Genomic DNA, 25520 nt, shown 5'->3' with positions numbered 1-25520 from the left:
ATCGGCCTACTCTGGCGCCGCACACTCAGACCGCGCGGGGTCATTTGAGCAGCGAATCTTCCAAAGAAGAGTCAAAGCCTTAGCATCCATCTTCCCTTCTTGTTTCAAGCTCACCCTAATTTCTTTACTGAAACGATCCAGCTCTTTCTTCGTATCGGCATCGGTTTTGATCCAATACTTAGCAGGTATTTCTGCTTCCGCATCTTTTACCTGCTTGTGGATGAAAGGTAAACGAGATACTACATACTCACGCATTAAATTGCCGAAGTTATCATCGAATCGTTCTTTATTAATGACTGTCTGAAGCATCCCATAATAGAAACGATGATCAATAATTCCACCATCTGTCCCAAGCCCTTGGTACAGTTCAAAAGTGTTATATGCCAAGGCTGGCATCAATAGAATATCGATGTTTCCATTATTAAATTGTCCTGAAAACGTTGCGAGCGAGGTACCAACCGGTGAGGCGCCAGCTAAGCTCGACAACTGCAAAGCCTGAGGATCTTCGTTTAACACTGAAATTTTCTTGCCACTAAATTCAGCGACCGTGTCTATATTTTTATCATTCACAAAAGCAAACATGGATCCTACCGGAAACGAAGCCACAACTTCGTATTTACCGTTGGTCATCAATTTACCCGCTTTAGGATTCGCTAGAGTAACCAGTACACGATCCAATTCGTCGTCAGACAAAATGCCTCCGATAGCGTCAAGGCTGCCTGCGAACGGCACATAATTTCGTGAGAGTATCGCCGTTAGATGTACTGCATCGCATAAGCCCGCCTTGAAATCATTAGATGCCACTTTCTCATCGGTATAAGTGATGAATTCAAGATCAAGCCCCCATCCTAAAGCCTTTGGCTTAAGGTCGGAAAAGAACTCAACTACGGGCCCCGTTTTCCCTACAGGATCCCAAAGACAATATTTCTTTTTTTCGAGAGCAAAAGACTGCACTGAAAATAGTGCACAGAAGATAAAAATGGTCGTTTTGGTTGCAGTATTCATCACTAAACCGTGGCCTCTTATTCGTTATTATTTAATAGCGAGTGCCTTGGAATGCGTAGGTAACTGCATACAAATACCTATCAAAGCGCTTCTAAGCTACTCCTTAATAGGTCTGATAGAAAGTGATTAATGCTGATTTATTGAACTGAGTGCCTTGTTCAATGAATAAACAGGGCACAGATCAGAAACGAAATTACGCGCTGAGGACGTCTTCGATAAAGTCCAAACGGTCTTGGCCAAAGTACATTTCATTATCCAAGAACATTGTCGGTGCACCAAAACAACCGCGCTTAACCGCTGCTTCTGTGGCTTCTTTCAATTGATTTTTAATCTCGTCTTGTTGAACTAACTCTGCAAACGCAGCGGCGTCAATGCCAGCCTCCGTCAATACTTCAGCTATCACCTCTGGCTTACTCATATCCAGACCTTTCACCCACATCGCGTCATAGACAACATCGATATAGGCATCAACACAATCAAGTTCCATTGCAGCAAATACGCCACGCATTAGTTGCAGGGTATTTACTGGGAAGTGCGGGTTCATTTTGAATTCAACACCATAACGACGCACGAAACGCGGAATGTCGCTTAACAACATGTACTTGCCTTTGGCAGGAACCAAGCCCGGCGGTGTATTATTTGTCGCTTTATGTACTGCGCCCAATAGCATTGGCTCATAAACAACATCAGCATTGTATTTGTCGCTCATCTTGGCGAGCTGTTTGTGCGCTAGGTAAGCCGTCGGGCTACCAAAATCAAAATAAAACTCAATTTGCTTTGCTGAATCACTCATCGTTATTCCTATATGTATAAATTACGTTCAAGCTGGGTTGGCTAATAGTAAGAGCGTTACCACTTCTCTACCCATGGACGGACATCAAGCTCAAAGGTCCACGCGTTGCGTGGTTGCTCATGAAGCATGACATAATTTTTTGCCAAATCTGCAGGTTGAACGACTCCATCCTTCTCTACAAATTTTTGATACTCGGGGTGGTTTTCACGGATCCACTGTGTGTCTACGGCCGCATCAATTACAACATGCGCAACATGAATATTCTTTGGCCCAAGCTCTCGAGCCATTGACTGAGCGAGGGCTCTGAGACCATGTTTTGCACTGGCAAATGCGCCAAATATAGCGCCGCCTCGTACACTTGCCGTTGCACCGGTAAAGATAATCGTTCCGCGCTTACGCTGACTCATTACTCGAGCAGCTTCTCTTCCGACAAGGAAACCTGAGAAACAAGCCATTTCCCATATCTTGTAGAACTTACGTGCACTTGTATCGAGAATACTCATAGGCACATTCGCCCCAACATTAAATACAACCACTCCGATTTCGCCGATGTTGTTCTCAATATTTTCGAATAGCTCCTGAACTGCATCTTCGCTGCGTGCATCCACACCAAAACCACGTGCTTCATAGCCTTCATCATTAAGTGCTTTGGCTGCCTCTTTGACTAGCTCTTCACTGCGACGAACCATGCATACACTCAAACCCGTCAGGGCAAACTCTCTAGCGATCGCACTGCCAATAGCATCTCCAGCACCAACGATAAGTGCTACTTTTTTATCGCTCATGTATTAAGCAACCTTTGTAAGGCTTACATTTTGTAAGCTGTTGAATTTAATAGAATTCAATATTGTAAGGAATTCTTGGTTTTTTCTAAGCATTATTGAACTCAAATATGGGCTCTAAAGGATCAACATTATAAGCTGCAAGAAGAGAATTAACTGCACTAAATCGAGACTCAGCGCTAGCAAAATTCATGAAAAGTAAGTCATGCTTTCATCGCTTAAAACTTCAGCTGCTAGACAAAAGCCGACATAAAGCTAAGCCAAATTTCTGATGTTAATTACGCAGATTTCTTGGGGGAACGGACGAACTGAACAACATTATTCGAAACTAGTTACGCCTTCTTTTTTACTAAACTCTCAGGAAAGGCATTAGTTTATCTGCGTTGTAAAAGTCCATTAGATGGTGTTATCAAGGGGAAAATTTAAGAAGTTCTTTGGGTGTAAATGAATTAGCGTCAGCCGCCTGCCAATACATAGACCATTCGTCAGCTTGTTCTTCTTCGTTAATGAGAGCTCCCTCCGTGAGCGGCGGAAATGTTAGACCGCCCTCAAAACTCAGCCCATTTGCGTTTCTGCGTCTTATCATAAAGGGCTGCAATTGGTCTGGGTTTTCCAAACCCATCGCGCCAACCAGCTCTAAAAAGCTATCTACGGTTGCCTTTTGAAAGTTCTTAATACGCTCTGATTTGCTCTCGACATTAAGCGCCTTGGAACGCACCGGGTCTTGTGTTGCGATACCTGTAGGGCAATAATTGGTATTGCAGGACTGCGACTGGATACAACCCAGAGCAAACATCATGGTACGAGCTGCCGAAACAATATCTGCCCCAAAAGCGACTTTTGTTAAAAGATCAAATCCAGAAGCGGTTTTACCAGAACTAATGATGCGTATCTCATTCCTCAGGCCACAACCAAGCAATGCATTATGAGCAATGTAGGTGGCTTCCAAGCATCCCATACCCAATCGATTGGAAAATTCAACAGGAGCAGCCCCCGTTCCACCTTCCGCCCCATCCACCGAGATAAAATCAGGCGAAATACCCGTTTTCAACATCGCTTTGCAGATGGCCAGAAACTCTGCTGGGTTGCCCATACAGAATTTGAAACCCACGGGCTTTCCGCCTGATAGTTCCCTCAATCGTTTCACAAAATTCAACAAGTCTAAAGGGGTGCGGCATAGCGAATTAACTGGAGGAGAAATACAATCCCGATCCTTGGGGATACCTCTGATACGTGAAATCTCATCACTGATCTTTGCCGCCGGCAGCACTCCACCATGGGCTGGTTTCGCGCCTTGTGATAGCTTTATCTCTATCATTTTGATGGCGCCTTGGTTCGCTAATTCACTAAACGCGCGATCGGAAAAATTACCATGGATATCTCTACAACCAAAAAATGCCGTACCCAATTGCCAAACCAGATTGCCTCCATGTTTTAGGTGAAATGGGCTGACTCCGCCCTCGCCGGTATTGTGGAAGAAATCACCTTTAGCTGCGCCTTTGTTCAATGCCTCAATAGCGTTTTGGCTCAGCGCACCATAACTCATCGCTGAAACATTTAGGCGTGAACAGGAATAGGGTTTTCTGCACTCTTTCCCCCCGACCATAACTCTAATATGTTCTGGGTGAACTTCTTTTGGGGCTAGCGAATGCCAGGCACATAGATAGTTTTGCTGGAAGATATCTCGTTCTGTACCGAAGGCCTTCGTATCAATTTCACCCTTTGCTCTTTGATATACAAGTGACCGCTGCTCTCGATTAAATGGCAGCTCTTCCGTATTATTTGCAATAAAGTATTGATGAATTTCAACTCGGTAAGACTCAAGAAAATAGCGGATATGTGCGACGACGGGGTACAGCCTGTTTAAAGTATGCGCACTGTAGTTTAAATCGTAAAACCCGACCACAGAGTAGCTGATAGTCAGTACCAACATAACCGTGAAAAATGTTTGACCGGTCACCATCCAAAGTGACAAAAATAGCAGGTTTCCGAATACAGAAACCAAATAAAAAACTTGTTGCATTGCAGTCATCACATACTCCACTCATTTGCTATATCATTGCAATTTTAAGGCGTACTAAATTAATTGGCATCGTAAATCTGAAACACATTTAACCCTCCGATGTTTGATCAGGCGGAAGAGATTATATGTACGCCTTGAGTCCTTCATGGCGGCCCTGGTGTTCCGATCTCTTCAGAATGACAGACACAAACAAGACCTGGCGTAACTGTCTGCAAATGGCTATCTGAGATGCCGAAGGTTCTTTTATCCGAAGTGAAAGGGTGATACAAACCTTTAGCAGAAATCAGTTGCAAAGCTCCGTTGGCATCATAGAGTTGGACATTTCTCATTCGTTTTTGAACTAAGCTATCGACACTTAGTGTTCACCGCCTGCTAGGCCGATACCAGCCAGTATTGAACCCAATACTTTCATTCTAAGCCCTGCAGCTTTAACAACTCCGGTAGCGGCGACAATGTGCCCGAAAACCCCTTCCAAGTTATTGGTATAGGTCTGTACGATACAACCCGAACCATCCAGCAATAAGGCTTCATGCTCATTGTGAATAAGTTCCAGCATGGCATGAATTGTTCCGCGCTGTGATGCATTTTGTAGATCTTTTAAGTCATCACTGGGGGTCACTTGACCCGTCGCAACAGCGGGCTGCAGTAAAACGATCCGTGCAGGAAGTATTGCATTTCTATAAGATAGGCTCGCATTAGTGTCACAAGCGATTTCTGCTGGCATTCCCTCATAAAGGGTCGTTTTCGAAACCTGAGAAAATCCTGCAGAAACACGTACTGATGTGTTTTCAGGTCGATCGGGAATGATGACCATTGATGGTCTCAATACAAGTGTAGTCGTTGGGCTGCCAACGCTGAGTGCCAGCTGGGTTACGGTTCCATTTGTGAACGATCGAACCTCTGTAAAATCCAAGGCTGTTCTCGCTTTTTCAATCGCGGCTTCGGATGCTGCCAGTCTTGCGGGGATACCCTCGGTTAGTTCAACATCAGTAAGATCAAGCTGAGCTTTCGCTGCATCCAGATCCGCCTCTCCCACCTGAACTTGAGACCGAGCCTCAATCACATTATTTGTTGTACCATAACCTAGTTTCAGTATGCTTTTTGCATCGCGTAGTTCATCTCGCAGACTTACCAATCGAGCCTGAATCTCGCGAACACTGGCTTCAGCTATAAGTTTGTTATCTTCTGCTTTGGCTTGCTCAGCTTCAATGACCGCCAATTGAGCCTCTGCCTCAGACAATGCGGCGAGCTGCGCACTATTTTCAATACGAAACAAAAGATCTCCGGTATTTACTCGCTGGCCATTTTTTACATAAATGTCTGTCACTGGTCCTGAAGTTTGAGCAACGACCGAAACCGTCCTAAAAGGCACCACGCCTGCATACGTTTTTGGGTGAAAATAAAAAATAACTACAAAAACAGTAAAAGCCATTATCGCCCACAAAAAAACAGCTGTTTTCATATTCCAAACCGTCATTGACTCCCCGCGCCGGCGCAGCTGGAAATAACGTATGACCGCAGGAAACGACGTAAATAAAAGTTCAAACATCGCGCACCTTGTCAGCACCTTTAACCATATCAACTTCGTTACACTCATGTTGTCCAGTATGACCTTGCTCCATCCCGGAGTGTGGGGCTGGTAGTCTATCTGACGATGATTTATGTAGGTGGAAACGTGACCAGTCCGCCATCAATGCTATAAGAATTGCACTGAGAGGGAGGAAAGCATGAAAGTGATCAACGGGAAATATCTCATATACTAAAGCGATAGCGAGTAAGGTAGGAATTGTTCGAGCTAGCGGTGTATTTGATGACTTTCGTTCCGCCCAGCGGTCAAATGCCGCGTAAAGATAGACAACACCATACAAACCTACCAAAAGCAGAATGATAACGATCACTGCCAGATAGTCCGTATGCCCGGGATCAATAAACCAATGAGGCTGCGCATGCCCGACCCCCTCTTTTTCTGAAATCAATCATCTCTCCTTAGGAAAATATAGTCATTTATGATTCTGTGTTTTTTCTTGATGCTCGCTCTTTAACTATGGTTGAGCCCTGTTGCGAAACGCGATTTAATGTTACGTCAGAAACGCACTATATTGCTACCGATCCTCAGCAAGACACTTGTTCATATAATTTAATGGCATGTTATCGTGAGTCACGCTTCGAACTGGACCTACACGGGGTATAGAAACTGTATCAAGTTTTTTGCGAAATTTTCACGTTTCTTCTCGCGTTTGCAAACTAGAGCCTAGCTGTTTCTCGTTATTAACCGAATGTTATGAAAGACCAGTAGCGCAATCGTTGCTTTATTAAAGTTACTTAGAATAGTTTTATTTATTGAAAGCTGAGGGCATGCTCATTGGAACTAATATTTAGTTACTGGATATTTTAAAAGTCTCTTTTGAGCAAGGACTATCCAAAACTTATTATCAGTTCAGGAGTATAACTTATTCGTTGCAACGAAGGTGTTGTCAGACTAGCAATTAGTGCTTTGCATTTGAATAAGAATTTAAATGTCATTTAGCAGAGCGATTAATAATGTCTTCTTTCATCTTGAATTGAACAAAGGAAACTACAAGTGCGAAAGGGCCGTTAAGTTCGGGCCATAGACGTCGTACACCCCTTATCTGAACTTTTACTTCTGGCCATGAGGAAATCAAAACAAAGCCTACAATTTCATCGGCTTTGTTGTATCTTCGTACTAAACCCAAGTTATGATAGCTCCGAACCCAAGGTCTCCTTTCTTCTTGAAGTAGGCATCGAGAATGGTTCAGTGCCAAGATCTGCAATTGTCTAACGGCGGAAGCAACCGCCGCTCAAATCTCGACGTCTGCAATCCTCTTTTAGCCAACGTACAGCACCAACTCATATAATATTGTTTTTGTTATTCTTTCTAAGTAAGGATTTTATAACTGAAGAACATATATTTATCCTTACCTAGTCAGTAAATACTAAAATATTGCACTGAAAGGTAAGTAAACTTCATTCATTAGGAATAAAAAAGCTTATTTTTCTTATCTAAAAATAAGCTTAACTTATCTTCCAACTAATGAAAGTCTCTCGATGAAACACGAAGCTGACTAAGATGCTGCGTCATGTCAGTCAATTTACCTGCAATAACATGCACAACATCCCCTTCTCGCTCGAGAATCCCTTTAATTTTGAGCACCTTCGCCATCAAAAAAGGCTGCTTTTGCGCTCTGGCGGTGCCAGCCCAAACAACAACATTTATATTCCCGGTATCATCCTCTAGGGTCATAAATGTAACCCCTGAAGCGGTACCTGGTGATTGCCTGCCAGTCACCAAGCCAACGACATCCACAAAACTTTTATGCTCAACACGGCTAAGCTGATTCGATCGCACAAAGTTTCCCAGTAGGTTCGCTTTTTCCATTAAGGTTATCGGATGATGATCGAGAGATAAGCCTAATGAGGCATAGTCTTCCGTGAGATTTTCAATATCCTTTGGCTTAAACCTGAAATCACCTATCGGCTCCTCTGCAACGGTGCTCGACATAAATGGCAATGAACTTTCAGGGTTCATTAATTGCCAACGTGTTTCATAACGATTATCCGATAAACATCTAAACGCATCTGCAGAAGCCAAAGACTCTAAATCTCTTCGAGATAGACCGATCGCTTTCACTTCGCTCACAGATTTAAAACCTAAGGGCGGTCGCTCACGAACAAGTAAGTTTTGCCCTTCGACGCTTAACCCTTTTACTAAACGAAAGCCCAAGCGAATAACTTTCGCGTTTTCACCTTGTAGATCATGATCAATCATCGATCGATTAATGCATACAGGCTGTATAGAAACATGATGACGTTGCGCGTCTTGTACCAATTGCGAAGCACTGTAAAAGCCCATGGGCAAACTATTTAGCAGTGCGGTATAAAACGCCTCAGGATAATAGTATTTCAGCCATGCAGATGCGTAGGCCAGCACCGCAAACGAGGCAGAATGACTCTCAGGAAAACCGTATTCACCAAAACCACAAATTTGCTCAAAAATTTTCTCAGCAAAGCTCAACTCGTAGCCACGCTCTAACATTCCTTTTATCAGCTTATTCTTGAACTGAAATAACTCCCCAGTCTTCTTCCAAGCTGCCATCGCGCGACGCAATTGATCAGCCTCACCACCAGTGAAACCTGCTGCGACCATGGCAAGCTTGATGACCTGCTCCTGAAATATCGGCACTCCCAGTGTGCGCGCCAATACTTCTTTCACAGCATCGGAGGGATATTCAATAGGCTCTTCGCCGTTTCTACGCTTTAAAAAAGGGTGCACCATATCGCCCTGTATCGGCCCCGGACGAACAATTGCAATTTGAATCACCAAGTCGTAATAGGTTTTAGGCTTTAAGCGCGGCAACATACTCATTTGTGCACGAGACTCTATTTGAAACACACCAACCGTATCTGCATTTTGGATCATGGCATAAACATTTGGATCGTCTTGCATGCGTGTTAAATCTGCCAAACTCAAACGACGACCATAGTAATGGTGTATCAAGTCAAATGACTTTCTAATCGCTGTTAGCATGCCTAACGCAAGCACATCGACCTTCAGCAAGCCTAAACTTTCTAAATCGTCTTTGTCCCATTGAATCACTGTACGTTCTGCCATACTGGCATTTTCAACTGGAACCAATTCATATAAGGGGCCAGAGGAAATGACAAAGCCACCAACGTGCTGTGATAAATGACGAGGAAAACCAACAATATCATTGACCAGCTGAATGAATTGTTTTCCCTTTAAAGAGTCGGGCTGTAGGCCTAGTTCAATAATTTGCGCCTGCCAGCCCAAAGAGCGATCACGCCGATTGACATTTTTAATAAAAAAATCCAACTGTGTTTCAGCGATGCCTAGCGCTTTCCCAACATCTCGAACGGCGCTTTTGAATCTATAACTAATCACTGTTGCGGCTAGTGCAGCGCGCTCTCGACCATATTTTTGATAAATATATTGAATGATTTCTTCACGCCGTTCGTGCTCAAAATCAACATCGATATCTGGTGGTTCATCCCGCTCTTTACTAATGAATCGTTCAAACAGTACAGATATTTGGCTTGGATCAACCGAGGTAATCTCAAGGCAATAACACACAACCGAATTCGCGGATGAACCACGCCCTTGATACAAAATCCCTTGTCGCTTAGCGAACATCACCACGTCATGAATCGTTAGAAAAAAGAACGGATAATTCAGCTCTTCTATCAACTTAAGCTCTTTGTCGATAATCGCCTGAATCTCGTCACTAATGCCCTCAGGAAATCGAAATGCGATACCTTTATCGACGAGTTTTCGCAGATAAGACATTGGCGTCTCATTTTTAGGAACTAACTCGTGTGGATACTCATAACGCAGCTCCGCCATATCAAACACACAATGCTGAGCAATCAGCACGCTTTCATATAGCAGAGCTTCATCAAAAATGGCATTGAGTTTTTTCTTAGAGCGCAAAGAACGCTCCGTATTTTTTAACAACAAATGCCCTGACTCTTGCAGGCTTATGCCATGACAAATCGCTGTGAGAGTGTGCTGTAAAGGCAAGCGCGTAGCAGAATGCATGAGCACTCCTCCGCACGCTGTAATCGGAATATGGAAGTGTTCAGCGAGTGCACGACAGTGCTGTGTATAATCTTTATCGTTGTGCTGCAAATGACGCTGAACACCCACCCAGAGACGCTCAGGATAATATTTCTTTAACCATGCTCCCCAATGTGCGTCATGATCATTTCCCTTCGGCAGCCAAATCGCAAAGCAGTGTTTGATAGACATCAAATCCCACTCAGATAATTCATAGCTTCCTTTATGTGCACGTCGTCTAGCATTAGTAATCAAACGACATAGCTCTGCATATGCCAAACGATTCGGACATAACAAAACAAGACTCAAGCTATCATCTAATCGCAACAAACTGCCCACAATTAATTGCACATTTAATTTATGTTGTTTGATGGCAGTAAACGCGCGTACAACACCAGCAACCGAGCACTCATCAGTGATAGCGATCGCGTCATAATTCAAAAAATTCGCTTGCATCACGAGCTCTTCAGGATGTGATGCACCCTCAAGAAAAGAAAAATTGCTCTGGCAAAACAGCTCCGCATATCGTCCGTACATCAGCTAAACATCCCATGCAAAAACCACTGCTGTTTAGGCGTTCGATATACCCATAACCAACGTCCGTTCTCAGCTCGCGCAATAAAGTAATCTCGAATCATTGCCTGACCATCCCACCACCCAGTAGACAAACGCTCAGGCCCTTTAATGATGGCGACCTTTTCACGCAAAGGTTTCGGGCGTGGCAGAAGAATACTTGGTCGTAACAAGCTTTGATCAGGCTGAACCGTCGACGGTGCTTTTTCCAATGGTGTGCACAATGCAGAGCTAAGATGCGGCCGTGGGTCCTCCGTCACCTGTATGCCTTTCACAGACTCATTACCTAGTTTAGCTTGCAGCACAGACAAAAGCTCTAAAGGCGATAAAGCCCCCTGCTTACCATCAAATAAATCACTGACCTCGCCTTGCTTAGCCGCCACACGAACAGCACTCAAACTAATACGTATCACTGGAGAAGCCACTTTCATGGACTCAAGTTTCAATACGAATAAACTCAACCAAGCCTTACTTTGGTATTCACCGGCAGCAGAAGTCACTAACACTGTAGAAGTATTGCCATCGCGCAAGTACAGCTCTAGTTGCAGCTCATGCGCATATTGATCACGCATTATTAAGAAGCTTTCGAGCAATGCGAGTAGCTTGAGTAAAGGCTTTTCCAAGAGTTTCAGATTGATAATTTCAAATAACAAATCGAACCTTCGCTGAAACTGCTTAGGTGGATGGTAAAAATCGATCACATGATGAAACAGCCCAGTTAGTCGCCCCACATAATTCACCAAATCAGACCCAAAACGTTTAGCAATATCAGGCAAAGGAATACGTAGCAGATCCGCAATGCTATGAACACCTACCCGATTTAAGGTTGTAATATGTTTTGAGCTCAACTCGGTTTCTGACAAATCACACTGCTTTACTGCCTGAAATAAAGCACGCTCAGACTGAGAAATTTGATTAAAGCTTTTCCCGGCTAACATGCGTGCCGCAAAAGGGGAAAACCCTGAAGCAAAGGAATACTCAAACGGTAAATGTTTGAGCTGATCAACCAAAGCTTGCCAGTAGTTAGCTAGACCATCGTAAAGCGTTAACATGTTACTCGCTTGCAACAGAATGCCATTCGGAGGCACCAAGCTAATATTAGCCGTCACCATATACAGCCAATGCGCAATCTCTTTAAGCTTTTCCGATTCAAGTGCCGAATCATATTCAATGACATACAGCCCTTCACACATAGACGCAGCTGTCGCGAGCCCCATTCCTAAACAGACGCCATTCTCTGAGGCACGTTGGTTCATCTGAATGATTTCGTTTTTACGTCCCTCCACCACAATCATGCCTTGCGATGTATTAAGTGCATCACCATTCGGTGAAGACTGGAGCGCGTTAAGCTGTAAGGCCGGAAAATGAAGATATATCCACAGAGACATACAACACCTTTTACAAGCCTTGGCGATGTTGCGTTTGCGGAAAACGGATGACGTTAGAAGCAGGCTTTTGTTGTGTCAGAGAAAACGTAGGCCAATATTGAGACATATCTAAGGTAAACGCAGGTAAGTCCCAAGCTCCCTTACGTTTATTGATTCTTACGTTTAAACCTTGCGGGCTTGCAGTCAAACACATGCTTAATGACACCGGTAGCGACAGACCACTTTGCGCCTTCGTCTGCATTAAAAACTGCAAACTCTTTCCTTCTTCACACGCCAGCTGTAAACGCTTTATTTGATGCACTTCAAATTGGTTTTGCCATAACAACACAGCATCACAAGCACCACTCTTTAAGCATTGTTCTGCGGCCCAAAGTGCATCATTTTTTTGCTTAGGTTGGATCAATAAGATCTTACTCACATCAAAATTTTGATGATGAAAAAACTCAGCGCATAACACGCCAGGGGGATTGATAAAAACCAATAAACGCGTGTCATTATTCTTGCTCTGCTCCTTTAATATCCTTGATGAAAGAAACCTTAATTCACCAATGCCTACCTGACTTTCAATACTCACGACCCCTGTTTCAGGAAACCCGCCTGCTAATTTCTCATCAAAAACGGCATAGCCAGACGAAGCCAATACGGGGCTTGATGGTTGCTCACGCCCTTGCCATAGCAATCGTTTTTGCTGCAAAACATCGACTAAATTAATTAAATCACTCATTACTAAGAACCTGTATATACATACAGTATATAGTTTAAATTTAATTACTGGCAAGCCCAAAAATGTTACAGATTTTGTTTTGATGAGAGATTGTTATTGAGGAAGCTATGCCCCGTTCAAAAATACGCAGACATAAAAAAACCCGCTCAATGAGCGGGTTTTATCGTTTACCACAAGGCTTAACGTAGAGTTCCAGAGAAACGATATAAGGCTGAATTTTTCTCTTCTTCTGTTTGACGCCAGCCATACCGCTTTGGCGGCTCAAGCTCGATCACACGTGTTCCCCAGAACAACCAGTCATACAGCGACAAAACGTTTTGCAAATTCTTACCAGAGTTACGCCCGCGTGCATGGTGGTGGTGATGCTGATTCGGAAAAGTAAATACATGTGCTAATGCGTAAGCAATTTTGCGTACGATAGGATTCTTATGATTCAAGAAATACAGATCATATTGCCAGTTTGTATGAACATGTAGCGTCCAAACGCCTTTAAAGATCATGCCGTACACAAACACTTCTGTTAACCCTAAATACAAGGCAATAAAACTAAACCAAATGTTTGGCATGACGAACCAGTATGTCCAACCTTCAACAAAGTTTTGCCCGACAGTTAAACGAGCTTTCTCATCGTCATTGCCGATCAAGTGATGTGGACGGTGTGCGGTACGAAACAGCTTATGCAGGAACTGCATTGGTCGAGTTTTAGGTGTTCGACTATGCGCAAACCAATGGCCCAGACCATGAAAAAACTCTTCTAGCATGATGAATGCTAGCAATGTTGGCCAAAAATATTGTTCATCTAAAAAGGATAACGATCCCGCTAAAGGCGCCATCCAAAACCCTGCCAGACCAAATACCATTAACATGACTAATGGACGTTGTATCAAGGCAATAGCCCCCGCGCAAATAGCAATCATCTTATAATCAGTTTTACTCAGAATTCCTTTTTTATAGTTGCCCGTTGCCCACTCATAAATAATGAACAACACTAAAAAAATGCTCGTTACTATCGTTTCCATAAGTCTTTCCTACGCTTATTTCCTGCATTGATCCCATAATCAGGATCGAATGAACTGTCACCAATTAAACATAATGATAAGCAAGGCCTTGTTATTGATCTAATGGATTTATAATATTTAGGTTATATGAAATATAGATAATCAAGATTCAAGGTGCACAAGATATGCAACGTCATTTACGTGGGATAGATCTAAACCTATTAGTAGTATTAGATGTATTAGCAGAAGACCCTCACATCACTAACGCAGCGCAAAAGCTGCATATGAGCCAACCGGCTGTTAGTAATGCATTAACACGCTTACGTGGAATTTTTAATGATGATCTTTACGTCAAAACACGCGGCGGCATGCGTCCCACACCGAAAGCATTAGAACTAAAACAACCGATACGTGATGCCTTATTTGCTATTCAGCAGCAAGTTCAACCTGAAGCAGAATTCGACCCCAAAACAGCTTCTAACACCTTCGCCATAGCAGCCAATGAATACGCAGAATCCATCGTATTCCCGGCTTTCTTTCAGTATCTAGAACAAGTTGCACCAAATATCTGTTTTGACCTTCACCCTGAAGCCGACTCAATCGCAAGCCTAACGGAACGTATTCGCTTAAAAGAGCTAGATATTGCGATCGATTACATACAGCCCAAAAGCAAAGAACTCATTTGTGAACATGTATTTGAAGAAGATCTTGTCGTGATGGCACGCAAGGGAAACCCGTACATTACGGATGAAATCATGACAGCCGAGATATATCGATCTACACCACATGTCGCATTACATCCGCGTAGTGATAAAGGCAGCCCAACCGAAATTATTCTTGGCAAAAAACAGATACAACGAGATATCAAAATACGCGCGAGCTCATTGATGAGCCTGCCAGCTATCGCGGCACGCACTAACTGCTTATGTACAGTGCCACGAAGAGTTGCCGCAAATGCACAACAAACGCTTCCACTCGAAACTTATGAGCTCCCCTTCGAGACCAATAAAATCAAAGCATATATGATCTATCACCGAGACAAACGCAATAATCAGGCACATTCTTGGCTTCGCGGTCAGATCAATATGCTCTTAGATAAACTTAGACAATCAGGGTCATGAGAGCGGCCATAATACGTCGAAACCAATGCAGTTTTTGTTCAACTAAATGCAAGCCAAATCAATATTCCCACGGATAAAAACTTGGCATATCCGTAGAGCATTTCTGTTTATATTCAGCAGGCCGCTTTTCTAAGAAAGCACTAACGCCCTCTTTACCGTCAGCAATACTTTGGTAAAACATCCCTAGAGAATCAATTTTATGTGCTTCTAAAGGATGTCCTTTTGCCGAATTTCGATACAGCATCTGGCGAGTAAGCGCTAGCGCAACAGGACTATGCTTAGCAATTCGACGAGCTAGAGCATAAGCCTCATTAAGCAACTCTTCAGCTGGCAATACATTCGTCACAAATCCAATATCTTTTGCCTCAGCACCATCAATAATGTCACCGGTAAAGCAAAGTTCTAATGATTTTGGTAAACCGACAATACGGGGCAAGAACCAAGAGGAGCATGCTTCAGGAACGATGCCTATCTTGTTAAACACAAATCCAATCCGCGCTTTTTCGGACGCGAGACGAATGTCCATTGCGCAAGTCATTGTGGCACCAATACCAACCGCGGCACCGTTAATTGCAGCAATAATCGGCTTACGACATTTATAAATTTCGAGCGTTAACTTGCCACCCTCATCACGAATACCGTCATGAATCTCAGGGGCATCAAGACGGTCATTCATATCATCTAAAGTAGGTTGTATCGCTTCATTAAGACCGAATACATTACCGTCCGCCGATAAATCCATACCTGCGCAAAAAGCTTTGCCAGCCCCCGTCACAACGACCACCTTCACTGAATCATCCCCATCAGCCTGAATAAATGCTTCGCGAAGCTCACCACTCATCTCAACGGTAAATGAATTCATTTGCTCTGGACGATTTAGAGTAATCGTTAAAATGCCGTCAGCATCTATGACATAACTGATTGTTTTATACATGCGCGTTGCTCCTATTATTTTTTCAGATCAATACTTTATAACGAACGACTTGTTGTAGGATATGGAGGATACGCACCAAGACAATCAATAGACGACGAGCTTCCCGCAAAACAAACATAGCAAACGACCGGAGAGCCAATTTGAACAGCTTTACTTTTTCCACTAGCCAGCACATTAGGTGTGGTAACGGCCTAACAGACAACCTAGGTGAACTCTGTGTCGAGCATGGCTATAACCATGTAATGATCGTTACAGATTTCGACATCAAACGACTTGGTTTGCTCGATAAAGCTATAGCGAGTTTTGAACAAAACAAGATCTCTTACACCCTTTTCAGCGAAGTAGAACCAGACCCCGCAGAAGAAGTCGTACTAAGAGCCATAGAACAGGCTAAAAAACTATCCGTTGATGTCATTATTGGCTTTGGGGGCGGGAGCTCCATGGACGTTGCAAAGCTCATCGCATTATTAGCACATCCTCAATGTACACAAAGCCTTGACGATATTTACGGCGTTGGAAATGCCAAAGGAATACGACTTCCACTAATCCAAATTCCTACAACTGCAGGCACGGGCTCTGAAGTCACGCCGGTTGCCATCGTTACAACAGGCGATACAACGAAAATGGGCGCGGTATCGCCTATTTTCTTACCCGACCTAGCCTTGCTTGATGCCAATCTAACAATCGGTTTACCCCCTCACGTGACTGCCGCAACGGGGGTCGATGCCATGGTACATGCAATCGAAGCGTACACCAGCGTTCATAAAAAGAACCCTATCTCAGATATGCTAGCCCGCGAAGCACTTAGCCTGCTGACTGCTAATATTTTTACTGCAACGCATCATGGCCATGTACTAGAAGCGCGCGAAAAAATGTTACTTGGGGCGCTCTATGCAGGACAAGCATTTGCTAACTCGCCCGTCGCAGCGGTACATGCACTCGCATACCCATTGGGTGGACATTTTCATATTCCACACGGATTAAGTAATTCCTTAGTGTTGCCGTACGTGCTGCGCTTCAACGTCGACTCAGCAGCAGAGCAATACGCGCAACTCGCTCCGGTCATGTTTCCTGATCAAAGTTTTACGGGGACGAACCAAGATATTTGCGAGCAATGGATTGATCAAATTGAGAACTTAATTAAAGATCTGGGACTACCATCGACATTGCGCGAGATGAATATTGAAGAATCTTTCTTACCTACGTTAGCCAAAGACGCGATGCTACAAACCCGATTACTCGTCAATAATCCGCGAGACGTAAGCTATGAAGATGCTTTAACCATCTATCACGCAGCATTTTAATTATTAAGGACGTCATACCAGTGGCAAATAAAGAAACAGAAGTTAGGCAGAACTATAAATCCTTTCACCCGATCACTACGCGCTGGCGCGACAATGATCTTTATGGCCACGTGAATAACGTGGTGTACTACAGCTATTTCGATAGTGCCGCAAATGCATATCTTATCGAGGAAGGCGGTCTAGATATTCACAATGGATCAACGATCGCCTATGTCGTTAACTCGCACTGTAACTACCACAGTGCGATCGCATATCCAGAAAAGATTGAAGCTGGCTTACGTGTCGACAAGCTAGGCACCAGCTCCGTAACTTATGGAATTGCTATTTTCCGCGAAAAAGAAAATCAAGCAGCCGCAAATGGCCAATTCATCCACGTCTTTGTCGATAGAGAAAGCGGCAAGCCTGTCCCGATCCAAGACAAAATACGCACTGCGCTAGAGGCTATTCTAGTAACTCGAATGGCAAAGTTCGTCTAAGCAAACTCAACTTCATGAAAGTGAGGGTTTTCATCCAGAGCCCTCATGCGTTTCACAGTGTCTAAAATTACAAGGTTTTCTTGCGTTTCCATACGCAACTTCACGCATTCATTTCGGTGCTGATCATAAGCGGTATCGACCACAACGCCCTCCACCACTTCTGCATCCTTGAGAAACAACTGAACGCGTAATTTATAAGTACAAGCAATTTCAATGTAATCGTATTGTTGGCAGGAAATCATTGAGACTCTCCATAAACTACTATCAACTTGATTTTATCCATTCTCAGCCAATCGCTGAAAGAACACCCCGGTAAATGCATCAGCAGGAAAAAAGGTTTCAACCTTAATCTCTTCAGCGGTGATATCTTGTGCAGTACCAAAAGATGAGATCATGCTAAAGGTTTTAAGCGTCACGTCACCAACGGTCATGTGCATTGGTAAAATCGGAGCAATCGGAGTGGGATTTCCGAGCAGCCCTATTTTATCTTCGTAATGAAAATCGGCAGCAATTTCCTTATGCAAGGCTGCTAGATAGTCATTCTCTGGATCTGCACTCAACTCACGTTGTAATCGCTGCATCATGTGCATTGCCATCTCATCCCAATTCGAGATAAACGGACGCATTCCATGCTCTGAGAAGGTCATGCGATACACATTTTTATCACCGCTCGGATCGACCTTTTGCCATACATCTTCGACCTCTCCCAACAAGCCAACTAAACGCAGAGACGCGTCATTAGCCATCAGCAGATTCCAGTTTCTGTCTGCAACAATTGCGGGGTAAGGTTCATGATGCTTCAGGTTCATTGGTAAGGCATCTTGCACCATACTCATCTCATCATTTTTAAAAAACATGCGGGTTCATTGAGCATTCAGATTACCACGACTGAATGGCCATCTAACAATTACCTCTGAGGTAATTGTTTATATTCTTTACCTAGCCAACACTGATTATGCGTTTTCAAACCTTCAACACGAGGAAGCCATTATGAGTGAAACCACTAACCCAAGCGCGACAGCGGTAGTCAAACAACAGCGTTCATCAATTCGTAAGCCATTTCTCTGGATAACACTGACGAGCTTTTCTGTGTTTAGCATCTGGGTCATGCTCCAAGTAGGTTACTTCGGTGTATGGGAAGCGGGCTTTGTATCAAGCGGAAGCCTGCAAATATTGCTCGATTTGGTGATTGGCTGTTTCTTGATATGTAGCTGGATGATTAGTGACGCAAAAGCCCGGGGTATCAATCCTATGCCTTGGGTCATCGCGGTTTGTACGACCGGCACGATAGCAGCACTGGCTTACTTACTCGCCCCAGAATATCAGTTAGATCAGTCTGAAGCGGTGACACAGTCTTCATAGCTAGTGCCGTGGAATAGGAGAAATCAGATGAACGCCATCACTATTCTTTTGGTACTCGTAGGGCTCATTAATCTTGCTCCAATATTAGGTTTATTGGGTGCTGCAAAGCTCAATGATGCCTATGCAATCAAGCTTGTATCAAACGATCTAATACTTCTTATGCGACATCGGGCTTTACTGTTCGGGATACTAGGTGGCTTCATCTTATACGCTGCTTTCGAACCAAAATATCAGAGTGCAGCGATGTTGATGGCATTAATCAGCATGGCTGGTTTTTTGGTACTTATGCTGGGTGGAGGTGAATATAACGCAGCCTTAAAGAAAGTCATGTTGATTGATATCGTTGGGATCGTGTTGCTTGGTATCGCGGCGATCTTAAAGTTCAAACCAGCGTAATCAGCTATTTCACCATATTTCGAGCCGTTGCAAACCGTTACATACGCTGTTTCTTTTTTGACTACGCTTAGGGCGTCACACAAAGAGGAACGCCTATGAAGCGTCAACTTATCAGCCTTGTTGGCTTACTTGCTTTGAGTTTCAACTCTGTCGGAGAAGAAGACTTTAGTGTCAATATTACAGTGAGCGGCGCATCGCCTAATCAAGGCTCCGCAATACTCTCATTGTTTGATTCAAGTTCTGATCATTTGAGAAAACCTCTCATGTCCTTGCGACAAGAGGTCGATGAAAACGGCAAGGTACAGTTTCAATTGTCAGGCATGGAAAACCACTTCTATTCGGTTAGTGTTTTCTACGACAAAGACGGCAATGGGCAACTTAGCACCGGCTTTGCCGGCGTACCGATCGAACCCATTGGCTTCTCGAATAACGCGAAAGGACAATCTGGCCCTCCCTCCTTTAACCAAGCTAAATTCAATCCAGTATTATCAAGGGACCTAGAAATAAAACTTAGCAGTGTGCTTTCTGAGACCTAACAACTATTCAAAGAAATTCTTATCAAAAAGACAGTTAATTATTAACTGTCTTTTTGATTAATGTGTTCCATCCTAACTATCGTTGCCACTTTTTGGTACCTAAATTGGAGAGTCCAATGCAAATTGAGTACTAAGCGTTTGTATCGCCAAGCAATCAGAACGAGTAGCAAAAACGGTTATAGAAGCTATTAAGTCTAGGAGATTAACGGGTAAGGAATAGGCGGCTTATGTTACGCCGCGTAAGATTGCCCACCAGCGACCAAAACGTAACAAACTAGCGAGCGTACCAGCGACATAGGTCCATGCAGCCGCTCTAAGCACTTCTCGAACCGCCTCAACTTGATCATCGGTAATATACTCACCGTCAATTAGAATCGGCAAAGCTTTATTAAAGCTAGCGTCAAACTCTAGAGGCAACACTAATAACTGAATGAAAACAGAAGAGAGCATCGCGATGACGCCAACGGCCGCTATCAACAAGCCACTTTGAGGCACCTTCAACACCGCAGCGACGGCAGGTGCCGCCATCAAAATAAATATAGCAACGCGCTCAACTGTTATTGCCGCAGGGGTTAAGCGCTTTCGTAGTCGAGCAATCGGTTCATTTCGGTGAAACTGAATGGCGTGCCCTACTTCGTGCGCAGCGACTGCAATCGCGGACAATGACTTCCCTTGAAAGTGCGGTGCAGTAAGGCGAACCATCTTGTCGTTATCATCGTAGTGATCACCGAGTTCAGTTTGCTCAACTTTTACGTCACCCAATCCAAAACGCTTAATAAGGTGATCAGCCAACTCTCCACCAGTACCAGGCATAGTTGGAATGTTTTTACCATGCTTCGCCAATACGCGCTTCACCCAAAGACTAGGACCTAGCACGATCGCAACCACAATCAGAATTAAGACTACATACATACAACAAGTTCGTATTAATCAATACACACTGTATACAGAGCTTAACAGCGAGTGGATTAAAAGGTAATGGCTACCGAAACATTGATGAATACAACGCGAACATCCCGGGCGAGGCATTGAGCAATGCTCAAAGTTATGTCAAACCACGCACAGCCTTAAAAAACAAAACGCCCGATGAAATTCATCAGGCGTTTTAAGAGAAATAAGTGTCGACTTATTTCAGGACAAGACAGTTACGTTAAAGCAGCTTAGATAGACGCTCAGAAATCATGGCTTCGGCATCCGCCATAATTCCTGAGATAAGCTCTTCACAGGTCGGAATATCATTAATTAAACCTGCAACCATCCCGCATGACCAGGCACCCGCATCAACTGTGCCTTCCATCATGACTTGCGGATAAACGCCTACTACTTCGTCGGCAATATCTTCAAATTTAAGATCAGCACCTAGCTTCGCTTCGGTTTCTAAGATCTTTTCTACCGCTGGATTTACGAGCACACGCTCTGTATTCCTGAGCGAGCGCATGACCAATCGCGTATCAAGCTCTGTCGCAGCAACAATCGCTTGCTTAACATTCTCATGCACCGGTGCTTCTTTTGTTGCAATAAAACGTGTGCCCATGTTCATGCCCTCAGCACCCATAGCCAATGATGCAACCAAAGAGCGTGCGTCGGCCATTCCGCCGGAAGACAGGAATGGGATTTCGAGTTCATCGTGCGCTCTAGGCAACAGAATCATATTCGGGATGTCATCTTCCCCTGGGTGACCGCCACACTCGAAACCATCGACCGATACAGCATCACAACCAATAGACTGAGCTTTTAAAGCATGACGCACTGAGGTGCATTTATGTACGACTTTGATACCCGCATCTTTTAGCATCGGCATGTACTGAGCGGGGCTACGTCCAGCTGTTTCAACGACTTTAACGCCGCCCTTAATGATCGCATCAATATAACCCGGATAATCTGGTGAGCTAACCGTAGGCAAAAAGGTTAAGTTAACTGCGAATGGTTTGTCTGTTAGGTCATTACACTTTGCGATTTCGTTCGCTAAATCGGCAGCAGAGCGTTGTGTTAAACCCGTGATAGTTCCAAGGCCACCGGCGTTAGATACAGCCGCTGCTAACTCTGCAAAACCGACGTAATGCATGCCGCCCTGCATAATCGGATGTTCAACACCGAGCAATTCTGTAATTTTCGTTTTCATATTCATTCTCTATACGCAACGCACAAGGCGTCGCTAACTAGTGGAAGCGTTCGACCATATACAAGGCCAACTCGCGAAACATAGTCAATGCTGTATGCATCGACTACTTGTTGAATTCTGGTTTACGTCCATTTGCAAAGGCATCAACGCCCTCCCTGCCGTCAGGCGAAGCAGAGTTAGATGCTAGCGCTAAACCTTCTAGATGCATTTGGGACTCGAGCGTTTCGTTATACGTATTACGAAGCAAGCGTTTCGCATCACCCAAGGCTTTACTCGGACCACGCGCTAATTTATCCGCTAGCGACGTAAGTGCTGGCTCGAACTCATCCGATGTCACAACTGTTGTAATCATTCCCCAATCTAATGCTTCTTGCGCGCCCAGCACACGATTCGTAAGAATTAACTCGCGCGCTCGTTTATCTCCGATTAAGCGCGGAAGCGTATAAGTCAGACCACCGTCTGGGCTAAAACCAATACCTACATATGAGGTAGCGAACTTTGCTTTGTCTACCGAAATGATGACATCGCCAAGAAGAGCTAAACTCAAACCGATCCCTGCTGCGGTGCCATTAACACCCACCACAACAGGTTTCTCCATGCGTGCCAACATTGAATAGGCCGAATGCAGAGTGTCTGCAAGCTCTTTAATAGCTTTGTCGATCGAGCTTGAATTGTCTTGCATGTACTTTAGATCACCACCGCCCGAAAACAGCTTTCCCGAACCAGTTATCACAACAACGCGCACGGACTCAGCATACATACAATCTCGAACAACACTCTCAAACTCTTTCGCCAGCTCAAGATTAAAGGTATTTCCAGCATCGGGCCTTTGAAGACAAATTGTCGCGACAGCGCCACTAACGGTAAAGCTCAGGTTTTGATACGTCATAGGATTCTCATATTTATTGTTTTAACAAGGCAATAATTGACCTTAGTGACCTCATTCAAACACATTATTGGCTGCCTTTGCATGTTCTAACATCGCGCTGCAGCAGTGATAGTAGGCCATGCCGTAATGGGTCAACTTAAGAGGTCTTCTGATGCGCTCCACGAGCTTTACGCCCGTATATGCCTCAAGCGCTTTAATGCGCCTGTGATAGGTTGATGAGGAGATACCAGTAAGCTTCGATGCTCGAGGTATTCCGCCATATTCAACGAGACATGCAGACGCAGCCTTATGGTTAAGCAACAAGGAGATCGACGCGTAATCATTGATGTTTTTCATCTCATAATCTTAAGTCGATACAATCTCATCAAGGTATTGAAAAAGTTTACGCGCCCCTCTCAATCGCGTTCATACAACGCAGGCTTATTCATTTTATTGTCATACCCGAGCAAGTTTTTTCAGAAACACTGTCATGTAAACGTTTATATGATGTCATCATAAAAACATCAATACCCAAACTTTATGACCACGCCACAACACCATTACAAAGGCCGATTTCGAAATAACACCATTACAAGAAATCTGCATACCAAGCTCAGCAATATTATTAGATGGAAATTACACGCGCCCAAAGTCATACCAAAACAATTACCGATTGTATCAGTTGATGACATTAAGAACCGCGGTGAAGGAACCACATGGATTGGGCATGCCACTTTCTGATCAGTATTAATGGCAAGCATATTCTGACCGACCCAGTATTCTCTGATCGCGCATCCCCTTCCCAAGTCGTCGGTCCAAAACGCGCGACACCACCAGCATGTGCTATTAAAGATTTACCTCCAATCGACTACGTTGTTCTCTCGCATGATCACTACGACCATCTTGATGAAAACTCAGTACTTGAGCTCAACGAACACTTCAAACCACAGTTCATCCTCCCGCTTAAATGTGGGGTTTGGTTCGACAAACGCGGCATCCACAATTGGGTTGAATTAGATTAGTGGCAATCTACCAAAATATGGGATATTGAATTTCATTGTGTACCGACACAACACTTTAGTGGACGAGGATTAAAGCCTAACCCTACCCTCTGGGCGGGCTGGGTTATTGAATCTAACCCACTATCTAATGAAACTCCTCATAAAATTTTCTTCGCCGGAGATACGGGATATTCCAAAGACTTTAAAGATATAGGTAATGAGCATGGTCCTATTGATCTCGCGCTCACTCCTATTGGCGCATACGAACCCCGATGGTTTATGAAGGAAGTGCACGTTAATCCTGAAGAAGCCGTTCGTATTCATTTAGACGTTAAGTCTAAACAATCTATTAGCATGCATTGGGGGAGTTTTATTCTTACTGATAAGCCAATGAATTAGCCACCGATCCAACTTACGAAGGCCCTCAACAAACACAAGGTTGATCATGATGTATTTGTGACAATACAACATGGCTCTCATCATCCTCTCTAGCCCATCATCTGATACCAAACATAGGAAATCTAATGCCAAGCACATTCAACCTTGAAGAACTCATCGAACGCTTTAATGACGATTTTTCTAGCCAACGCCTTGACCAAGTAATGAGTTACTTCGCTGAACAGTCAGAATTTAAAGATCTCAACGGAAAAACAGCAAAGGGAAAGAACGCTATTACAAAAGCTTTTCAACGTCTTTTTGATGGCGCTTATGGCAAGGTCACATTTATTCCAAAAAACATGATTGTCGACCAGGAAAAACGACAGGCCAGTTTTGTGTGGGCATGCCAGCATGAAATGCTTTCTAGTGCGAGTCTCAACCTTCCCAATAAATTCTTGTTCAAAGCGCTTAAAATGCGCAACGGAAGTCCCTTTTTCTGGCATGGCGTTGATTACTTCATCTTTGATGAGGAACTTAAAATCATAAGTAAACAGACCCACGGCAAAGCGGCTTTCCCGCAGTTTATAAAAGGGCACTTCTCAAATAAATAATGCTACGAGCGCTAAAAATCTTCTTTTTGGTAGCACTACATGGCAGATATTGACGATCTTATGGCGTGACATACTGTTCTAAATTGTCTGATTAAGACATGTAATAGACACTCCAAACGAAGCACCAAAAAAGAATAGTAATGGAGCTAATATGTCAGACGACTTAACCCAACTCAACAAAGAAGCTATCGCGTCAGCTCAAAAATACATGGGCAAAATAAGCTGGCTTACCGTCATATATACTTTTAGCGTTGTGATCGGAACAATTGCGTTTCTCTACTTCTATTCGCAAGGTGATATTCCTCTTATTCCTGCGGTCGTTGGTCTAGCAGCTTTGACTTATTTTTCTTATAGCGCACTGCACGAAGCGGCGCATGGGAACATTAACGGGAATAACAAAAAGCTTCAGTGGCTCAATGATCTATGCGGTTACCTCGCCGCACCACTTATTTCAGTGCCATACGCGTCGCACAGATATGAGCACATGACTCATCATCGACATACTAACCAAGCTGACAAGGACCCTGACTTT

At 43.9% G+C, this 25520-nt stretch carries 25 protein-coding genes and 1 pseudogene; 9 read left to right on the top strand and 17 right to left on the bottom strand.

What is annotated here, in order from left to right:
• Positions 1-6 precede the first annotated feature (6 nt).
• The 10 genes from A3739_RS09815 to A3739_RS09765 form a co-directional block, all read right to left on the bottom strand.
• On the bottom strand, positions 7-1005 hold the full coding sequence (locus A3739_RS09815) for a putative solute-binding protein (RefSeq protein ID WP_068478546.1): 999 nt from the start codon (positions 1003-1005) through the stop codon (positions 7-9).
• 193 nt (positions 1006-1198) lie between these two features.
• On the bottom strand, positions 1199-1798 hold the full coding sequence (locus tag A3739_RS09810) for a 2-hydroxychromene-2-carboxylate isomerase (protein WP_068478548.1): 600 nt from the start codon (positions 1796-1798) through the stop codon (positions 1199-1201).
• A 56-nt stretch (positions 1799-1854) separates the two neighbouring features.
• Positions 1855-2583, bottom strand: a complete 729-nt coding sequence (locus tag A3739_RS09805; RefSeq protein ID WP_068477877.1) for an SDR family NAD(P)-dependent oxidoreductase — start codon at positions 2581-2583, stop codon at positions 1855-1857.
• Positions 2584-2989: 406 nt separating this feature from the next.
• Positions 2990-4612 carry an FMN-binding glutamate synthase family protein gene (locus A3739_RS09800; RefSeq protein ID WP_068480800.1) on the bottom strand — a complete coding sequence of 541 codons (1623 nt, stop codon included), beginning with the start codon at positions 4610-4612 and terminating at the stop codon, positions 2990-2992.
• A gap of 346 nt (positions 4613-4958) precedes the next feature.
• A complete protein-coding gene (locus A3739_RS09795; RefSeq protein WP_197472250.1) occupies positions 4959-6065 on the bottom strand; it encodes an HlyD family secretion protein in 1107 nt (368 codons plus the stop codon).
• Positions 6066-6144: 79 nt separating this feature from the next.
• A complete protein-coding gene (locus A3739_RS09790; RefSeq protein WP_068480646.1) occupies positions 6145-6579 on the bottom strand; it encodes a hypothetical protein in 435 nt (144 codons plus the stop codon).
• A gap of 1073 nt (positions 6580-7652) precedes the next feature.
• On the bottom strand, positions 7653-10733 hold the full coding sequence (locus tag A3739_RS09780) for an error-prone DNA polymerase (RefSeq protein WP_068480641.1): 3081 nt from the start codon (positions 10731-10733) through the stop codon (positions 7653-7655).
• A complete protein-coding gene (locus A3739_RS09775) occupies positions 10733-12157 on the bottom strand; it encodes a DNA polymerase Y family protein (protein ID WP_068480639.1) in 1425 nt (474 codons plus the stop codon). Before A3739_RS09775 ends, A3739_RS09780 begins: the two co-directional genes overlap by 1 nt.
• A gap of 10 nt (positions 12158-12167) precedes the next feature.
• Complete coding sequence (gene imuA / locus A3739_RS09770; RefSeq protein ID WP_068480635.1) at positions 12168-12881, bottom strand: translesion DNA synthesis-associated protein ImuA; 714 nt, start codon at positions 12879-12881, stop codon at positions 12168-12170.
• 179 nt (positions 12882-13060) lie between these two features.
• Positions 13061-13900: a sterol desaturase family protein gene (locus A3739_RS09765; protein WP_068501177.1), complete on the bottom strand. Its 840-nt coding sequence runs from the start codon at positions 13898-13900 to the stop codon at positions 13061-13063.
• Between the two features lie 164 nt (positions 13901-14064).
• Between A3739_RS09765 and A3739_RS09760 the strand changes: the two genes are divergently transcribed.
• Complete coding sequence (locus tag A3739_RS09760) at positions 14065-15000, top strand: LysR family transcriptional regulator (protein ID WP_068480629.1); 936 nt, start codon at positions 14065-14067, stop codon at positions 14998-15000.
• Between the two features lie 58 nt (positions 15001-15058).
• Here A3739_RS09760 and A3739_RS09755 read toward each other — a convergent pair whose 3' ends face one another.
• The gene (locus A3739_RS09755; RefSeq protein ID WP_068480626.1) at positions 15059-15934 is read right to left on the bottom strand and encodes a crotonase/enoyl-CoA hydratase family protein; all 876 of its coding nucleotides are present in this window, start codon (positions 15932-15934) and stop codon (positions 15059-15061) included.
• 140 nt (positions 15935-16074) lie between these two features.
• Between A3739_RS09755 and A3739_RS09750 the strand changes: the two genes are divergently transcribed.
• Together A3739_RS09750 and A3739_RS09745 are read left to right on the top strand one after the other, a co-directional pair.
• On the top strand, positions 16075-17238 hold the full coding sequence (locus A3739_RS09750) for an iron-containing alcohol dehydrogenase (protein ID WP_068480624.1): 1164 nt from the start codon (positions 16075-16077) through the stop codon (positions 17236-17238).
• A gap of 20 nt (positions 17239-17258) precedes the next feature.
• Entirely contained in the window at positions 17259-17714 is a 456-nt protein-coding gene (locus A3739_RS09745; RefSeq protein ID WP_068480621.1) for a thioesterase family protein, read from the top strand.
• Here A3739_RS09745 and A3739_RS09740 read toward each other — a convergent pair.
• Both A3739_RS09740 and A3739_RS09735 read right to left on the bottom strand, forming a co-directional pair.
• Positions 17711-17956: a Rho-binding antiterminator gene (locus tag A3739_RS09740; RefSeq protein ID WP_068480618.1), complete on the bottom strand. Its 246-nt coding sequence runs from the start codon at positions 17954-17956 to the stop codon at positions 17711-17713. The genes A3739_RS09745 and A3739_RS09740 overlap by 4 nt on opposite strands.
• A 33-nt stretch (positions 17957-17989) precedes the next feature.
• Positions 17990-18571: a hypothetical protein gene (locus A3739_RS09735; RefSeq protein ID WP_068475193.1), complete on the bottom strand. Its 582-nt coding sequence runs from the start codon at positions 18569-18571 to the stop codon at positions 17990-17992.
• A 133-nt stretch (positions 18572-18704) separates the two neighbouring features.
• Between A3739_RS09735 and A3739_RS09730 the strand changes: the two genes are divergently transcribed.
• The 3 genes from A3739_RS09730 (at position 18705) to A3739_RS09720 (ending at position 20008) form a co-directional block, all read left to right on the top strand.
• Entirely contained in the window at positions 18705-19076 is a 372-nt protein-coding gene (locus A3739_RS09730; protein ID WP_082878345.1) for a hypothetical protein, read from the top strand.
• 27 nt (positions 19077-19103) lie between these two features.
• The gene (locus A3739_RS09725; RefSeq protein WP_068480615.1) at positions 19104-19472 is read left to right on the top strand and encodes a hypothetical protein; all 369 of its coding nucleotides are present in this window, start codon (positions 19104-19106) and stop codon (positions 19470-19472) included.
• Positions 19473-19567: 95 nt separating this feature from the next.
• On the top strand, positions 19568-20008 hold the full coding sequence (locus A3739_RS09720; RefSeq protein WP_068475432.1) for a DUF2141 domain-containing protein: 441 nt from the start codon (positions 19568-19570) through the stop codon (positions 20006-20008).
• A gap of 225 nt (positions 20009-20233) precedes the next feature.
• Here A3739_RS09720 and A3739_RS09715 read toward each other — a convergent pair whose 3' ends face one another.
• From A3739_RS09715 to A3739_RS09700, 4 genes are all read right to left on the bottom strand, one after another.
• Positions 20234-20920, bottom strand: a complete 687-nt coding sequence (locus A3739_RS09715) for a zinc metallopeptidase (RefSeq protein WP_068480612.1) — start codon at positions 20918-20920, stop codon at positions 20234-20236.
• 238 nt (positions 20921-21158) lie between these two features.
• Positions 21159-22130 (bottom strand): nitronate monooxygenase family protein, encoded by a 972-nt coding sequence (locus tag A3739_RS09710; RefSeq protein ID WP_068480609.1) that lies wholly within the window; start codon positions 22128-22130, stop codon positions 21159-21161.
• 103 nt (positions 22131-22233) lie between these two features.
• Positions 22234-23019 (bottom strand): enoyl-CoA hydratase/isomerase family protein, encoded by a 786-nt coding sequence (locus A3739_RS09705; protein ID WP_068480607.1) that lies wholly within the window; start codon positions 23017-23019, stop codon positions 22234-22236.
• A 51-nt stretch (positions 23020-23070) separates the two neighbouring features.
• Complete coding sequence (locus A3739_RS09700; protein WP_068480604.1) at positions 23071-23355, bottom strand: LysR family transcriptional regulator; 285 nt, start codon at positions 23353-23355, stop codon at positions 23071-23073.
• 359 nt (positions 23356-23714) lie between these two features.
• Here A3739_RS09700 and A3739_RS30815 point away from each other — a divergent pair.
• The 3 genes and pseudogenes from A3739_RS30815 to A3739_RS09680 form a co-directional block, all read left to right on the top strand.
• Positions 23715-24398: pseudogene (locus A3739_RS30815) on the top strand (MBL fold metallo-hydrolase).
• 125 nt (positions 24399-24523) lie between these two features.
• Positions 24524-24988, top strand: coding sequence for a nuclear transport factor 2 family protein (locus A3739_RS09685; protein WP_068480602.1), 465 nt, complete (start codon positions 24524-24526; stop codon positions 24986-24988).
• A 151-nt stretch (positions 24989-25139) separates the two neighbouring features.
• Positions 25140-25520: fatty acid desaturase (locus A3739_RS09680; RefSeq protein ID WP_197472249.1), on the top strand; the 381-nt coding region annotated here is incomplete at its 3' end.

The sequence above is a fragment of the Oleiphilus sp. HI0067 genome (genome assembly GCF_001635735.1).
Note: the sequence above shows the minus strand (reverse complement) of the source record. Positions and strands in the feature narration are given on the sequence as shown.

Coding starts and splice junctions, on each gene's coding strand:
- A3739_RS09815 (WP_068478546.1), bottom strand. CDS start 1,005: ATGAATACTGCAACCAAAACGACCATTTTTATCTTCTGTGCACTATTT.
- A3739_RS09810 (WP_068478548.1), bottom strand. CDS start 1,798: ATGAGTGATTCAGCAAAGCAAATTGAGTTTTATTTTGATTTTGGTAGC.
- A3739_RS09805 (WP_068477877.1), bottom strand. CDS start 2,583: ATGAGCGATAAAAAAGTAGCACTTATCGTTGGTGCTGGAGATGCTATT.
- A3739_RS09800 (WP_068480800.1), bottom strand. CDS start 4,612: ATGACTGCAATGCAACAAGTTTTTTATTTGGTTTCTGTATTCGGAAAC.
- A3739_RS09795 (WP_197472250.1), bottom strand. CDS start 6,065: ATGAAAACAGCTGTTTTTTTGTGGGCGATAATGGCTTTTACTGTTTTT.
- A3739_RS09780 (WP_068480641.1), bottom strand. CDS start 10,733: ATGTACGGACGATATGCGGAGCTGTTTTGCCAGAGCAATTTTTCTTTT.
- A3739_RS09775 (WP_068480639.1), bottom strand. CDS start 12,157: ATGTCTCTGTGGATATATCTTCATTTTCCGGCCTTACAGCTTAACGCG.
- imuA (WP_068480635.1), bottom strand. CDS start 12,881: ATGAGTGATTTAATTAATTTAGTCGATGTTTTGCAGCAAAAACGATTG.
- A3739_RS09765 (WP_068501177.1), bottom strand. CDS start 13,900: ATGGAAACGATAGTAACGAGCATTTTTTTAGTGTTGTTCATTATTTAT.
- A3739_RS09760 (WP_068480629.1), top strand. CDS start 14,065: ATGCAACGTCATTTACGTGGGATAGATCTAAACCTATTAGTAGTATTA.
- A3739_RS09755 (WP_068480626.1), bottom strand. CDS start 15,934: ATGTATAAAACAATCAGTTATGTCATAGATGCTGACGGCATTTTAACG.
- A3739_RS09740 (WP_068480618.1), bottom strand. CDS start 17,956: ATGATTTCCTGCCAACAATACGATTACATTGAAATTGCTTGTACTTAT.
- A3739_RS09735 (WP_068475193.1), bottom strand. CDS start 18,571: ATGTTTTTTAAAAATGATGAGATGAGTATGGTGCAAGATGCCTTACCA.
- A3739_RS09730 (WP_082878345.1), top strand. CDS start 18,705: ATGAGTGAAACCACTAACCCAAGCGCGACAGCGGTAGTCAAACAACAG.
- A3739_RS09725 (WP_068480615.1), top strand. CDS start 19,104: ATGAACGCCATCACTATTCTTTTGGTACTCGTAGGGCTCATTAATCTT.
- A3739_RS09720 (WP_068475432.1), top strand. CDS start 19,568: ATGAAGCGTCAACTTATCAGCCTTGTTGGCTTACTTGCTTTGAGTTTC.
- A3739_RS09715 (WP_068480612.1), bottom strand. CDS start 20,920: ATGTATGTAGTCTTAATTCTGATTGTGGTTGCGATCGTGCTAGGTCCT.
- A3739_RS09710 (WP_068480609.1), bottom strand. CDS start 22,130: ATGAAAACGAAAATTACAGAATTGCTCGGTGTTGAACATCCGATTATG.
- A3739_RS09705 (WP_068480607.1), bottom strand. CDS start 23,019: ATGACGTATCAAAACCTGAGCTTTACCGTTAGTGGCGCTGTCGCGACA.
- A3739_RS09700 (WP_068480604.1), bottom strand. CDS start 23,355: ATGAAAAACATCAATGATTACGCGTCGATCTCCTTGTTGCTTAACCAT.
- A3739_RS09685 (WP_068480602.1), top strand. CDS start 24,524: ATGCCAAGCACATTCAACCTTGAAGAACTCATCGAACGCTTTAATGAC.